General features: G+C 66.8%; 11 protein-coding genes. 4 read left to right on the top strand and 7 right to left on the bottom strand.

Annotation, left to right across the window (positions count from 1 at the left end):
* Window positions 1-73 precede the first annotated feature (73 nt).
* The 3 genes from dnaN to J2X21_RS12800 all read left to right on the top strand — a co-directional run bounded on the left by dnaN (window position 74) and on the right by J2X21_RS12800 (window position 4,948).
* Complete coding sequence (gene dnaN / locus J2X21_RS12810) at window positions 74-1,186, top strand: DNA polymerase III subunit beta (protein ID WP_310329007.1); 1,113 nt, start codon at window positions 74-76, stop codon at window positions 1,184-1,186.
* An 81-nt stretch (window positions 1,187-1,267) separates the two neighbouring features.
* A complete protein-coding gene (gene gyrB / locus J2X21_RS12805; RefSeq protein WP_310329006.1) occupies window positions 1,268-3,787 on the top strand; it encodes a DNA topoisomerase (ATP-hydrolyzing) subunit B in 2,520 nt (839 codons plus the stop codon).
* A 6-nt stretch (window positions 3,788-3,793) separates the two neighbouring features.
* Entirely contained in the window at window positions 3,794-4,948 is a 1,155-nt protein-coding gene (locus J2X21_RS12800) for a protein NO VEIN domain-containing protein (RefSeq protein WP_310329005.1), read from the top strand.
* Window positions 4,949-4,967: 19 nt separating this feature from the next.
* Here the strand turns inward: J2X21_RS12800 and J2X21_RS12795 are convergent, their stop codons facing one another.
* Entirely contained in the window at window positions 4,968-5,909 is a 942-nt protein-coding gene (locus J2X21_RS12795) for a nuclease-related domain-containing protein (protein ID WP_310329002.1), read from the bottom strand.
* A 487-nt stretch (window positions 5,910-6,396) separates the two neighbouring features.
* Here J2X21_RS12795 and J2X21_RS12790 point away from each other — a divergent pair, with 487 nt between their 5' ends.
* Window positions 6,397-7,668, top strand: a complete 1,272-nt coding sequence (locus tag J2X21_RS12790) for a D-alanyl-D-alanine carboxypeptidase family protein (protein ID WP_310329000.1) — start codon at window positions 6,397-6,399, stop codon at window positions 7,666-7,668.
* Window positions 7,669-7,683: 15 nt separating this feature from the next.
* Here the strand turns inward: J2X21_RS12790 and J2X21_RS12785 are convergent, their stop codons facing one another.
* Genes J2X21_RS12785 through J2X21_RS12760 form a run of 6 tightly spaced genes read right to left on the bottom strand, consistent with a single transcriptional unit; the run spans window position 7,684 to window position 13,552 of the window.
* Window positions 7,684-8,445, bottom strand: a complete 762-nt coding sequence (locus J2X21_RS12785) for a ThuA domain-containing protein (protein WP_310328997.1) — start codon at window positions 8,443-8,445, stop codon at window positions 7,684-7,686.
* Entirely contained in the window at window positions 8,445-9,476 is a 1,032-nt protein-coding gene (locus J2X21_RS12780) for a glycoside hydrolase family 43 protein (RefSeq protein ID WP_310328994.1), read from the bottom strand. The genes J2X21_RS12785 and J2X21_RS12780 overlap by 1 nt, the downstream gene beginning before the upstream one ends.
* Window positions 9,473-10,414 carry an alpha/beta hydrolase gene (locus tag J2X21_RS12775; RefSeq protein WP_310328991.1) on the bottom strand — a complete coding sequence of 314 codons (942 nt, stop codon included), beginning with the start codon at window positions 10,412-10,414 and terminating at the stop codon, window positions 9,473-9,475. Before J2X21_RS12775 ends, J2X21_RS12780 begins: the two co-directional genes overlap by 4 nt.
* Window positions 10,415-10,466: 52 nt before the next feature.
* On the bottom strand, window positions 10,467-11,306 hold the full coding sequence (locus J2X21_RS12770; protein ID WP_310328988.1) for an alpha/beta hydrolase family protein: 840 nt from the start codon (window positions 11,304-11,306) through the stop codon (window positions 10,467-10,469).
* 53 nt (window positions 11,307-11,359) lie between these two features.
* The gene (locus tag J2X21_RS12765) at window positions 11,360-13,129 is read right to left on the bottom strand and encodes an ATP-binding protein (RefSeq protein WP_310328986.1); all 1,770 of its coding nucleotides are present in this window, start codon (window positions 13,127-13,129) and stop codon (window positions 11,360-11,362) included.
* Window positions 13,130-13,150: 21 nt separating this feature from the next.
* Window positions 13,151-13,552: a response regulator gene (locus J2X21_RS12760; protein WP_310328984.1), complete on the bottom strand. Its 402-nt coding sequence runs from the start codon at window positions 13,550-13,552 to the stop codon at window positions 13,151-13,153.

Below are 13,552 nucleotides of genomic sequence, written 5' to 3'. Positions count from 1 at the left end.
CACGCGCGCGCGCGTTTCAAGGCGTGATCCCGCCTGAAATCTGTCCCCCAAAGATCCCTCCAAAGAGGCCCTCATGATCGTTTTGAAAGCTCCCCAGGATCAGGTGCTCGGCGCGCTGCAGGCGGTGTCCGGCATCGTCGAGCGGCGGCACACGCTGCCCATCCTGGCCAACGTGCTGATCCGCAAGACCGGCAACCAGGTGGAGCTGACGACGAGCGACCTCGAGATCCAGGTCCGCACGACGGTGCAGTTCGACGGCGACGCCGCCAACCTGTCCACCACCGTCGGCGCGCGCAAGCTGATCGACATCCTGCGCGCGCTGCCCAGCGACCAGACCGTCAGCCTGACCAGCAACCAGAACAAGATGACGCTGCAGGGCGGCAAGAGCCGCTTCACGCTGCAGACGCTGCCGGCCGACGACTTCCCGCTGGTGCAGGAAGCCGCCGACTTCGGCCCCGCGTTCAGCGTGCCGCAGAAGGCGCTGAAGGGCCTGATCAACCAGGTGCACTTCGCGATGGCGGTGCACGACATCCGCTACTACCTGAACGGCATCCTGTTCGTCGCCGAAGGCAAGAACCTGACGCTGGTGGCCACCGACGGCCACCGCCTGGCGCTGGCCCAGGCCGAGCTGGACACCGACATCCCCAAGCAGGAAGTCATCCTGCCGCGCAAGACTGTGCTGGAACTGCAGCGCCTCTTGAAGGACGGCAAGGACGACGACGCCATCGAGATGCGCTTTGCCGGCAACCAGGCCAAGTTCAGCTTCAGCGGTATGGAGTTCGTGACCAAGCTTGTCGAGGGCAAGTTCCCCGACTACAACCGCGTCATCCCCAAGAACCACAAGTTCCGCCTGACGCTGGGCCGCGCCCCGCTGCTGGCCAGCCTGCAGCGTGCCGCCATCCTGACCAGCGAGAAGTTCAAGGCCGTGCGCCTGACCTTCGAGCCGGGCCTGCTGAGCATCGCGTCCAGCAACGCCGAGCAGGAAGAGGCCAAGGAAGAGATCGAGATCGACTACGGCGGCGACAAGATCGAGACCGGCTTCAACGTGACCTACCTGATGGACGCGCTGTCCAACATGAGCCAGGACATGGTCTGCATCGACCTCAACGACAGCGCATCGAGCGCGCTGCTCACCATCCCCGACACGACCGGCTTCAAGTACGTCGTCATGCCGATGCGGATCTGACGCCACCCAGACGACCGCATGCCTAGCAGGCGGGCCCACGCGGCCCGCCTTGCCGTTTCAAGAGTTTCCTGAAAGTCCCCGATGAGCGACAACGCCACCCCCGAAAACACCCCGGCACCGGCTCCCGCGCCGGCACCCGCCGCCTACGACGCCAGCTCCATCCAGATCCTGGAAGGCCTGGAAGCCGTGCGCAAGCGCCCGGGCATGTACATCGGCGACACCTCGGACGGCACCGGCCTGCATCACCTCGTCTTCGAAGTCGTCGACAACTCCATCGACGAAGCGCTGGCCGGCCACTGCGACGACATCGTCGTCACCATCCACACCGACAACTCCATCTCCGTCATCGACAACGGCCGAGGCATCCCCACCGGCGTCAAGATGGACGACAAGCACGAGCCCAAGCGCTCGGCCGCCGAGATCGCGCTGACCGAACTGCACGCCGGCGGCAAGTTCAACCAGAACTCCTACAAGGTGTCGGGCGGCCTGCACGGCGTGGGCGTGTCCTGCGTGAACGGCCTGTCCAAGTTCCTGCGCCTGACCGTGCGCCAGGGCGGCAAGGTGCACTTCCTCGAGTTCGCCAAGGGCATCCCGCAGGACCGCGAGATCGTCATGGTCGACGGCGTCGAGACCAGCCCCATGAAGGTCATCGGCGAGACCGACAAGCGCGGCACTGAAGTCCACTTCCTGCCGGACACGGAAATCTTCCAGCAGAACAACGACTACCACTACGACATCCTCGCCAAGCGCCTGCGCGAGCTCTCGTTCCTGAACAACGGGGTCAAGATCCGCCTGGTCGACGAGCGCAACAACAAGGAAGACAACTTCGCCTACGCCGGCGGCGTGAAGGGCTTCGTCGAGTTCATCAACAAGGGCAAGACGACGCTGCACCCCAACATCTTCCACGCCGTGGGCGAGAAGGTCAGCGAGCAGGGCACGACGGTCGGCGTCGAAGTGGCCATGCAGTGGAACGACGGCTTCAACGAAAACGTCCTCTGCTTCACCAACAACATCCCGCAGCGCGACGGCGGCACCCACCTGACCGGCCTGCGCGCCGCGATGACCCGCGTCATCAACAAGTACATCGAAGACAACGAGCTGGCCAAGAAGGCCAAGGTCGAAGTCGCCGGTGACGACATGCGCGAAGGCCTGGCCTGCGTCGTGTCCGTGAAGGTGCCGGAACCCAAGTTCAGCTCGCAGACCAAGGACAAGCTCGTTTCGTCGGAAGTGCGTGCCCCGGTGGAAGACATCGTCTCCCGCCTGCTGACCGACTACCTGCTCGAGAACCCGCTCGACGCCAAGACCATCTGCGGCAAGATTTTGGACGCCGCCCGCGCCCGCGAAGCCGCCCGCAAGGCCCGCGAGATGACCCGCCGCAAGGGCGTTCTCGACGGCCTGGGCCTGCCCGGCAAGCTGGCCGACTGCCAGGAAAAAGACCCCGCCCAGTGCGAGATCTACATCGTCGAGGGTGACTCCGCCGGCGGCTCCGCCAAGCAAGGCCGCGACCGGAAGTTCCAGGCCATCCTGCCCCTGCGCGGCAAGATCCTGAACGTCGAGAAGGCCCGCTACGAAAAGCTGCTCACGTCCAACGAAATCATCACGCTCATCACCGCGTTAGGCACCGGCATCGGCCGCGGCGCGGGCACCGATGACTTCAACCCCGACAAGCTCCGTTACCACCGCATCATCATCATGACCGACGCGGACGTGGACGGCGCCCACATCCGCACGCTGCTGCTCACCTTCTTCTACCGCCAGATGCCCGAGCTCTGCGAGCGCGGCCACATCTACATCGCGCAGCCGCCTCTCTACAAGGTCAAGGTCGGCAAGCACGAGCAATACCTGAAGGACGCGCCCGAGCTCGACGGCTTCCTGCTCAAGGTCGCGCTGCAAGACGCCGCGCTCGACACCGGCACTGGCGACACGCTGAAGGGCGACACGCTTGACACGCTGGCCCGCAAGTACGTTGCCGCGCAAAGCGTCATCGAACGCCTGTCCAACTGGATGGACGGCGAAGCCCTGCACACGCTGGCCAACGGCCTGGTGCTGAAGGTCGACACCCGCGAAGACGCCGAAGCCAGCGCCGCCGCGCTCAAGGCCGCGCTGCACAACGCCGAAGTCACGGTGGAAACCGACCCGCGCACCGACAAGCTTTTCCTGAAGATCGCCCGCATCCACCACGGCAACGTGCGCGCCAGCGTCATCCACGCCGACTTCGTGCACGGCGCCGACTACGAAGTGCTGGCCGACGCCGGCCAGAGCTTCCAAGGCCTCATCAAGCCCGGCGCCGTCGTGCGCAAGGGCGAGGGCGAGAAAGCCAAGGAAAGCAAGGTCGACGACTTCCGCGCCGCCATGGCCTGGCTCATGAGCCAGGCCGAAAACGCCGTCGGCCGCCAGCGCTACAAGGGCCTGGGCGAGATGAACCCCGAGCAGCTGTGGGAAACGACGATGGACCCCACCGTGCGCCGCCTGCTGCGCGTGCAGATCGAAGACGCCATCGAGGCGGACAAGGTGTTCACGATGCTGATGGGGGACGAAGTTGAACCGCGTCGTGACTTCATCGAAACGAACGCGCTGCGCGCGGGCAACATCGACGTTTGATAGTGCATGGCGCCGCGACTCTCTGATTTGACGAGTGTCGCGGCCGTGCGGGCCGCGCTCGACGAATACGAGCAACTCGGCAAAGAGGCTTTCTTGCGGAAGTACGGCTTCCGCGAGGCCGCCAGTTACCTTGTCAGGAATCCGCGGACCCAAGCGTTGGCGGATTCCAAGGCCATTGCGGGCGCTGCGCTGGCCTACCAGTACCCGGAGAGCGGCGGCCTCGGCCCCAAGGATTTTTCGGGTGGAGCTGCCACCGTGCAGCCTGTGCTGGCGCAGCTGGGCTTTGAGGTCGTCCATCAAGTGGCGCCATCAAGCGGTGGCAGCACGGATTGGTCGTCGGAAGAGGTCGCTGCGACGGTGGCGGACTACCTGTCCATGCTGCTGGCGGAGTTGAGTGGTCAGGCGGTCAATAAGAGCGCGCATCGCCGCGCGCTGCTCAGCAAACTCGATGGCCGCACGGAAGCGGCCATTGAGTTCAAGCATGGCAACATCAGTGCGGCCATGCTTGAGCTGGGCTTGCCTTACATCAAGGGCTATCAGCCCAGGGCCAACTTCCAGCGCGACGCCTTGTTGCGAGAGATCGAGGCGCAGGTGATTGGCCATCAACGTCTGGACGCCGTGGTCATGGAATCGGCGCGCCGCGAAGCCGTAGAGCTTGAACGCGACGACTTCATCTCGGTCAAGGAAGCTCCGCCGGAGACAAGCCTCGAAGCGCGCGAGCCGATGCCCTGGCAGCCGCGGCGCGCTTTTCGCCGTGATTACCTGGAACAAGAGGCTGCCAACCGATCGCTTGGGCGTGCAGGCGAGGACTTCGTCGTGCGGTTCGAGCGATGGCGCCTGCAGCAACTCGGCCTTGGGTTACTCGCCGAGCACGTTGAGCATGTGGCCAAGACTCGCGGCGATGGTCTGGGCTATGACGTGCTGTCCTTTGCTTCAGACGGTGCCGAGCGCTTCATTGAAGTGAAAACCACGGCCTTTGGCAAACGGACGCCCTTCTTCGTGTCGTCCAACGAAGTGGAATTCGCGCGAGCCAGATCAAAGCAATTCAGTCTCTACCGGGTGTTCGACTTCAGAGCAGAACCGCGCTTGTTTGAACTGCATGGCCAGATCGAATCGCATTGCATGCTGGACCCTCATACGTTCAAGGCGAGCTTCGCTTGACCTGACGGGCGCTGTCCGCTCACTTGAATGCCGCTTGATGCTCGCGGCAGTACTGGGTGCCACCAAAGCGCTGTGGGTTGTTCCAGCAGAACTTGCCCTCCGGGAAGCTGATCTTGCAGCCGCACCGGGCACAGATCAGTCGCTTCTCCGATGGGGCTTCCGTGGTGGTCGCCGCGGCTGGAGCAGACGCTTGCTCTGAACGGGCCGATCGTGCTGCGCCAACGGGCATCTCGCGAGGCTTCATGAAGTCCGGCAACGTCAGCAGGTCGGCTGGCCTGTGCTGGCGCACCAACATCTCTGCCCATTCCTTGACGGTATCTCGGCCTCGCATGTTGATGGCGCCGGCCAGTACCGTCAGTGCCGAAGCGTCCTCCACCCATCGCCCACGCCACTGCGCGAACTGGTCAGCCTTGATGACGTTGCTGGTGTCCAGCTTCTTGGCGTCCGGCCGCATGATGATGGCCTTGGGATGGAACATGACAAGGTGATGGAACTTGGGCTGTGATCCCAGCCTGCCCGTGATGCCCAACTTGTCCAGCAGCTTGGACAGCACTCTGGCATGTCGTTCGCTTTGCGCCAGCGGAGAAGGGACGCCGAACTGCTTGCCGCTCCCGTAGCGCACCGTGAACTCACCGACCTCATTGATGTCGACGTGACCGGCGTAGCACTTGGTCTCCACAAGGATGAAATCCATCAGGCGGTTCATCACGAGGTGATCGATCTGTGCGACATCACCGTCCACGACGAAGCGCAGGTCGTGCAGCACGGCCGTGTTCTGCCCGTCCCGCATCACGCTGTCGATATGAAAGGCCGCATCGCGCTCGCCGTCGATGCCCTGCTTGACGCTCCAGTACTCATCCTTGAGCCAGGACTTCTGGCGCACGTCCAGAAGCGGTGAGGCCTGAAGGCTCTCCAGCAACTGCAGTCGCTTGGTCTTGTCGTCAGCCTGCTTGATGAGCATGGCCCCTCCTTGTTGCTAACGCACTCTACAGGCTGACTGCGAGAGGGCGTCGTGACTGGCGAGCAGAAACACACGCCTGAGCTACTGTCGCGCTTCGAGTTCCCGTCTCAGCCAACCAGTGATCCAGCCGCCGTTCATTCAGATCCATGCCCCGTTCTTCTGCAATGCCGGGCCGAACAGGTGACCCTTTGCAAACCCGTGCGGCCAGTTCAACGCTCGGTTCGCGCAAAGCCGCTGGCGACCTAGCCCGGCCAGGTCTGGATGACGATGTAGCTCATCCCGCCCATGGTCGCCATAGGCTTCTCGCGAAGGCGCACACAATGCAGCCTCTTGCGAATCAACATCGCGCAACACTTGCCAGAACGCGACGAAGTACCCTACGGCTGGTCCACCGGATCAACACAGCCCACGTGCTTCGCGCACGCACAGCGCGCCCCTCATCTTGGCGATCAGCGCAATTGATCGCAACTCACCTCCAGGCTTCTCAATGAAGCCCCTCTCCATGACCCGCACACCGCGCATTTCCCCCCTCCTCCCCTCCCTCCTCGCCACCGCCCTCCTGGTCGGCCCCGTCGTGGCCGCTGAAGCCGCTACCCACAAGACCAAGGCCCAAGCCGCCGCGGCGCGCAAGGCCAAGTCGGCCGCACCCGCCGAACAGGCCATGACCACCGATGCCAACGGCCGGTCGATCCCGTTGCTGCAGAACAAGGCCTGGGTGCTGATGGACTACAGCACGGGCCAGATCCTGGCGTCGTCCAACCCGGACGAACCGCTGCCGCCCGCGTCGCTGACGAAGATGATGACCAGCTACCTGGTCGAGCAGGCGCTGAAGACCGGCAAGGTCAAGCCCGACGACAAGGTCACCATGAGCGAGAACGCCTGGTGCCGCGGGGGCAAGAACGGCGACAGCTGCATGTTCGTGCCGCTGAACGCGCAAGCCTCGTTGATGGACATGCTGCGTGGCGTGGTGATCGCCAGCGGCAATGACGCTTCCAAGGCGCTGGCCGAACACGTGGGCGGCTCGGAGGCGGGCTTCGTCGCGATGATGAATGCCGAAGCCGCCAAGCTCGGCATGACGAAGACGCATTTCGAGAACTCGGATGGCCTGCCGGGCGCCAACCACAAGGCCTCGGCGCGTGACCTGGCCGTGCTGGCCGCGGCCATCATCCGCAACAGCCCCGAGTTCTATCCGATCTACGCCGAGCGCGAGTTCACCTACAACAACATCAAGCAGGGCAACCGCAACGCGCTGCTGTACACCGACCCGACCGTGGACGGCCTCAAGACTGGGCACACGCAGGAAGCGGGCTATTGCCTGACCGCCTCGTCCACGCGCAATGGCATGCGCCTGATCTCGGTCATCCTGAACGCGAACAGCATGCAGGCCCGGGCCGACCAGACCCGCGTGCTGTTCAACTGGGGCTACGCCAACTTCGAGCAGGCGACGCCGGCCCAGGCGGGCGCGGCGCTGACTACGCCCAAGGTGCTGTACGGCGTGGTGCCCGAGGTGGCGGCCGGCGTGCCCACGGCGTGGTCGCTGGTGGTGCCGAAGGGGCAGGCGGCCGCGGTCAAGACCGAGGTGATGCTGAACCCGGGCCTGGAGGCCCCCATCGCCAAGGGCGCGGTGATCGGCAAGGCCGTTGCGGTGGCCGACGGCAAGGTGCTCGGCGAGGCGCCGGTCGTCGCGCTGGCCGATGTGGAGCGGGCCGGCTTTTTCCTGCGCATCAAGCAGCGCGTCGCCGGCTGGTTCTCGAAGTAGCCAGGCTGTGGGCCGTCAACGCCCGATGGCGGCCCACCAGATGCCGCCCCACAGGTGGTCCAGGTAGCGCTCGTCGCGGTACATCACCCCGTTATGCCCCAGCGCCGTGACGAACACGCGGCCCTTTTCGAACTGATGCCACCAGCTCACCGGGTGGTCGGCGCCCATGCCCTTGGCGACCTGGCCGGGCCAGATCTTGGTGGGGTCGTAGGTGCGCTCGTCCACGTTCAGAACAGGGTTCACCTTCACGCCGTGCGGGTTGCTGAACTCGTACCACTCGTCTGACCAGACCCACTTGTCCGGCAGGCCGAAGGTGGCCGGGTGGCTGGCATCGGCCTTGGTGACGACGGCCGTCTGCAGCATCGGGTGGATCACGAACGACCTGCCAACCAGCTTCTCGTACCAGGGCCACAGGCCGGGCTTGCTGATGATGGCGCGGTGCACGACGACGGCGTTGCCGCCGGCCTTCATATAGCGCTCGAAGCCGGCGCGCTGGGCCTCGTTGAATTCCTCGCCCGAGCTGTTCAGCAGCACCACCGCCGCGTACTTGCTCAGGTCACCTTCGAAGGCCCAGGGCTGGGCCGCCCAGGTCAGCTCGAAGGCGTGCAGCTTGGCCAGCTTCTCGAAGCTCTCGCGCGCCACCGGGATGTACTCGTAGTGGTACTTCGTCGGCATGGCCAGCACGAGGATGGCGAACTGGGTGTCGGCCGCCAGTGTGGGCGTGGCGGCGGTGCCCAGCGCGATGGCGGCTGCGGCGAGAGTCTTCTTCAAGGGCATCACGGGGCCTTTGCTGCAGAAGGAGGCAGGGGTGTGGGGTCCAGGTCGAGGTCCACGCGCTGGCGCACCAGCTCGAAGCCGCCGGCCCGCTCGCGCACGTCGTAGAGCTTGCCGCGCGCGTTCTTGAAGGGGCGGTGCACGACGAGCATCCATTGCCCGTCCAGCGTGCGGAACAGCATGCCGTGGCCGCTGCCCTTGGCCAGCCAGACGGGCAGGTGCTCCCACTGGCCGAACAGGTCGCCGGACTTGGAGCGCGACAGCGTCTGGAAGTAGCCGTCGTCGCCCCAGCTGGACCACAGCATGTGCAGGCTGCCGTCGGCCGTGCGGTAGAGCTGCGGGCCGTCGGTGACGATGATGCCCTGCCCTTGCTGCGGCCTGGCGGCGGGTGAGGCATTGCCGCGGAACAGCTCGCGCGGCGGGGCGATGGCGCGCAGTTCGTCGTCCAGCCGCACGGCGGCGAAGGCGCCCACGCGCAGTTGCAGCCATTCGTGGGCGTAGACCATCCAGGGCTTGCCTTTCGGGTCCACGTAGAGCGTGCCGTCCAGCGTCATCAGCTCCTTGGACACGACGGGCTCGCCGTCGCGCACGAGCTTGAACGGGCCGTTAGGCTGGTCCGCCACCGCGAGCACAGTGCTGCGGCGGTAGGTGCGCTGGCCCGGCACGGGGCTGGGTTCGGTGAGCGGCAGGCTGTCGTTGTGTACGGTGACGAAGAGATACCACTTGCCGCGCCAGTGATGCACCTCGGGCGCCCAGCAACCCTCGGTGGCCCAGACGCCTTCGGGCAGCTGGAACACCAGCTCGGGCTGGTTCCAGTGCTTGAGGTCGCGGCTGCTGTAGGCCATCACGCCGATGGCCTTCCTGCCGGTGAACGCCGGGTGGTTCTTCGTGAACAGCCAGTACGTCTTGCTGGCCGTGTCGGTCACGATGAAGGGATCGTGCAGGTCCATGTCGGGCAGCGTCATCGTGGACGTACCCCAGGCGGGCAGCGCACCGGCCATGGCCGCACCGGCGAGCAGGTCGCGCCGTTTCATCGTGCGGCCTCCTTGTTCAGCAGGCCACGCTGGCGCAGCCAGTCCTCTGCGCGGCGCGGCCAGGCGGACGCGGTGCCCAGGCCATCGACCATGCCGATGCCGTGGCCGCCTTGCTCGAAGACATACAGCTCGGCCGGCACGCCGGCGCGGGTCAGCGCCTGGAAGTACAGCAGGCTGTTGTCGGCCGGCACGGCCGGATCGCGCTGCGTGTGCAGCAGCAGCGTGGGCGGCGTGGCGGCCGTCACCTGCTTCTCCACGGACATCAGCGTCAGCAGCTCCGCACTGGGGCTGCCACCCAGCAGCGCCTTGCGCGAGCCGGCGTGGGCGGTGGGGTCCGTCATCGTGATGACGGGGTAGACCAGCACGGCGAAGTCGGGCCGCGCGTTCACGGCATCCAGCGCCGCGCCGGTGCGGCCGTCGGCGTGGTCGAACAGCGTGCTGGCGCTGGCCGCCAGGTGGCCGCCGGCCGAGCTGCCCATGACGCCGATGCGCTTGGGGTCCACGCCGAACTCGGCGGCGCGCGAGCGCACGAGCCGGATGGCGCGCAGCACATCCTGCAGCGGCGCGGGGTGGCCCCACTCCTGCAGCCGGCTCTTCAGGATGAAGGTGGTGACGCCCAACGTGCTGAGCCAGGCCGCGTACTGCTGGCCCTCGCGGGCGTTGGACAGGAAGGTGTAGCCGCCGCCCGGGCACAGGATGACGGCGGTGCCGTTGGGCCGGTCCACGGCGGGCGGCACGATGGTCAGCGTGGGCAGCGACACGTTGGCGATGCGCCCGCCTTCGTCCACCCGCTCGGGGCCGAGGTCGCCGCGTGCAGCGGGGGCGTCGGCGCGCCGGGCGGCGGGTGTGCCTTCGGGCCAGAGGGTCAGCGTGGTGGGCGGTGCGGCAAGGGTCAGCATGGGCAGCAGGGTAGCCAACAGCAGGAGGCGGCGTTTCATGCGGCCAGTTTGCCCGGGCGGCTGCCCGGGAACGCTCAGCGTTGTGACGAGATCAGGCCGCGTTGCTCAGCCAGCTGCCCACCCGCTGCATCGCCGCCGGCGTGCGCGCCAGGCTGCGGTGGTCGGTGCCGGCCAAGCGATCCACCGTGACGTCCGCGCCTGCGTGGCGCAGCGCGTCCACCAGCGCCAGCGAGTGCACATGCGGCACCTGGCAGTCGTGCTCGGCCAGCAGTACCAGCACATCACAGGTCAGCGCGCGCGCGGCGGCGCCGCTGTCCAGCGGTGAGCGCAGCCACGGCGTCAGTGGCGCGATCAGCGGGTTGCGCCGCAGCACCGCGCGCAGGCTGTTGAACGGCGTGATGAGTGCGACGCCGGCCGCTGGCCGACTCGCCGCAGCGCGACGCGCCGCCAGCTGCATGGCCACGCCGGTGCCCAGGCTGCGGCCGGCCAGGTGCAGTGCATCGTTCGGTAGCCCCAGTCGCGCCAGGCCCCAGGCGGCGATGGCTTCGGCGTCGGCCACGCAGGCGGTCTCGCCGGGCCAGCCGCCGCTGTCGCCCAGGCTGCGGTAGTTGAAGGCCAGCAGCGCGCAGTCGTCGGGCAGCCAGCCGGCGAGGTCGGGTGTCCAGGCCACGTGCTCGTTGCGCCCGCCAAACCACAGCAGCAACCGCCGCGGCACGGCGTCCAGCGGCGTGGTCAGCCAGCCCTGCAGCCGCACGTCGCCGGGGCGGTCCAGCCAGACCGCTTCGGCGCGGCGACGCGCGGCCGCCGGGCCGGGGTCGGTGCGGCGGATGCGCCAGGTGCGGCCGAACAGCAGCTTGCCCTGCAGCAGGATGATGGCGGTCATCAGCAGGCACCAGGCAAGCAGCGCCCAGGCCCAGGCGGGAGCGGTCATGCGTGCAGCCTACGCGGCGTGCATGACAACAGGGTGAGGCGGCAGCGCCGCCGTCACGCCCCGGTTGAACGCGTGCCGCCGTCGCCGAAGCTGAAGAAGAAGCAGGCGCCCTGGCCCGGCGTGCTCTCGGCCCAGACCTTGCCGCCGTGGCACTCGCAGATGCGCTTGACGATGGACAGGCCGACGCCCGAGCCCTCGAAGCGGTGGTCATGCAGACGGTGGAAGGGCTTGAACAGCTGCTGTCCCTTGTGCGCATCGAAGCCTACGCCGTTGTCCTTGACGCAGAACACCGGCGCGCCGGGCCCCGGTGAGACCCCCACGTGCACCTGTGGACGCTGCACGCTCCCGGTGAACTTCAACGCGTTGCCGATCAGGTTCACCAGCACCTGCCGCGCCAGCTTGCGGTCCACGTGGATGGTGGGCAACCGGTCGACTGCGACCGGCAGCGGCGGTTGCGAGGGCGGCTGCAGCGAGGCCAGCACGTCGTTCACCAGGCCGTTCATGTCGACGGCCTCCAGGTTCAGGCTCGCGTCGCTGGCCCGGGCCAGGGCCAGCAGCGAATCCACCAGCTGCCCGGTGACGTCGGCCTGCGTCGCAATGACTTGAAGGAAGTGGGTCGCCTTGGCCGGCTCGTGCGCGGCGACGAACTCCTGTGCCAGCCGCGCGGCATTGGCGATGCCGCCCAGCGGCCCGCGCAGGTCGTGCGACACACTGCGGTTGAAGCTCTCCAGGCCTTCGATCACGTCATGCAGCTCGGACGTGCGCTGCGCCACACGCTGCTCCAGCGTCTCGTTGGCCACGGACAGTTCCCGCGCGGCGCGCTTGCGTTCCTCGACCTCGATGGCCAACTGGTCGGCCGTCTGCTTGATCTTCTTGTAGAGACTGCCGTTCTCGTAGATGCGCCCGGCCTGGGCGGCGTAGGTTGACAGCATGCGCTCATCCTGGCTCGTGAACGCCGGTGCCCCCAGCTTGTCACCCAGCAGCACCCATCCATGGGTGCGCTGCAGCGACGCGATGGGCGCGATCAGGCCGCTGCCCAGCGGTGGCAGCTGTGCCGGCAGCTCCGCGCCGTCCCGCGTCGTGAAGCGCCGGGGCCGGCCGTTTCCGGCCATCTGGCTGAACCAGCTGGCGTCGGCGGCCAGGGCCTGCATCGCCTTGGCCTGTGCAGGCGCCAGGCCGTGCGTGCTGATGTAGGCCAGCTCCTCGTCGGCCTGCTCGCGCACGGCCAGCACCGCGTAGCGCGCACCCAGCAGCTCGCGGGCGCCGCGGCAGACCTTGTCGAGCATGACGTGCGGGTCGTGTTCCGAAGCCAGTTGCAGGTTGAGTTCGGTCAGTGCCGACAGCCGGCGGTTGGCAGACTCGAGCTCGCTGACCTTGAGCGCGAGCTTGTCGGTGAGCAACCGCAGGTGCTCGCGGTCGAACTGCTGAGCATTCGCCACCGGCTCGGCGGGAGAAGTTCCGGTCAGGGAGCGTTCGATGGTGCGCAGGATCTCGTCCGGCTCGGAGGGCTTCATCATCACCGTCGACACGCCGCAGGACCGCGCCAGGCTGCGGGCCTCCCGTTCCATGAAGGTGGCGGTGTAGAACACTACTTCGGTGTGCGCGATGGCCGGATCGGCGCGCAGCTGCCTGACGAACTCGTAGCCGTCCATCGTGGGCATCAGGATGTCGCAGATGACGAGATCCGGATGCTGCTCGCGGACCTGCGCCAATGCCAGGTGGCCGTCCGCGGCTTCCAGCGGCTCATGGCCGGCGTACTTGAGCAGCGTGACGATCAGCTCCCGGTTGGAGACCTGGTCGTCGACGACAAGAACTTTGGACATGGGTGGTCGCCTCAGGCGGCTTCAGGCTTCGGTGTCCGGCCGAGGCAGGCGGAGGTCAGCCGGGAGATAGGCCTCGATCTGCGCCACGAACTTCTCGGGCTCGATGGGCTTGGACAGGTAACCGTCGAATCCGGCATCGATGACCTTCTGCCGGTCGTTGGGCATGGAGAAGGCCGTCACCGCCACGATGACCGTGCCTTCGCTGCCCGGGGTCTGGCGCAGCCGGTCCAGCACCTGGTAGCCATCCAGCAGCGGCATCTGCAGGTCGCAGACGATCAGGTCGGGCCGTTCGCGCAGCGCCATCTCCACGCCCTGCGCGCCGTCCCGCGCTTCCAGGACGACATAGCCGCTGTACGACAGGAGGTAGCGCACCAGCTCCAGATTCGCCGCGTTGTCTTCGATGACGAGGATGCGTGCTGCCAC

Origin of the sequence: Roseateles asaccharophilus (assembly GCF_031458115.1) — a bacterium.
Classification (GTDB): Bacteria; Pseudomonadota; Gammaproteobacteria; order Burkholderiales; family Burkholderiaceae_C; genus Pelomonas; species Pelomonas asaccharophilus_A.
Note: the sequence above shows the minus strand (reverse complement) of the source record. Positions and strands in the feature narration are given on the sequence as shown.

Excerpts from the sequence above, each read along its gene's own strand:
- dnaN (WP_310329007.1), top strand. The coding sequence starts at position 74 with ATGATCGTTTTGAAAGCTCCCCAGGATCAGGTGCTCGGCGCGCTGCAG.
- gyrB (WP_310329006.1), top strand. The coding sequence starts at position 1,268 with ATGAGCGACAACGCCACCCCCGAAAACACCCCGGCACCGGCTCCCGCG.
- J2X21_RS12800 (WP_310329005.1), top strand. The coding sequence starts at position 3,794 with ATGGCGCCGCGACTCTCTGATTTGACGAGTGTCGCGGCCGTGCGGGCC.
- J2X21_RS12795 (WP_310329002.1), bottom strand. The coding sequence starts at position 5,909 with ATGCTCATCAAGCAGGCTGACGACAAGACCAAGCGACTGCAGTTGCTG.
- J2X21_RS12790 (WP_310329000.1), top strand. The coding sequence starts at position 6,397 with ATGAAGCCCCTCTCCATGACCCGCACACCGCGCATTTCCCCCCTCCTC.
- J2X21_RS12785 (WP_310328997.1), bottom strand. The coding sequence starts at position 8,445 with ATGCCCTTGAAGAAGACTCTCGCCGCAGCCGCCATCGCGCTGGGCACC.
- J2X21_RS12780 (WP_310328994.1), bottom strand. The coding sequence starts at position 9,476 with ATGAAACGGCGCGACCTGCTCGCCGGTGCGGCCATGGCCGGTGCGCTG.
- J2X21_RS12775 (WP_310328991.1), bottom strand. The coding sequence starts at position 10,414 with ATGAAACGCCGCCTCCTGCTGTTGGCTACCCTGCTGCCCATGCTGACC.
- J2X21_RS12770 (WP_310328988.1), bottom strand. The coding sequence starts at position 11,306 with ATGACCGCTCCCGCCTGGGCCTGGGCGCTGCTTGCCTGGTGCCTGCTG.
- J2X21_RS12765 (WP_310328986.1), bottom strand. The coding sequence starts at position 13,129 with ATGTCCAAAGTTCTTGTCGTCGACGACCAGGTCTCCAACCGGGAGCTG.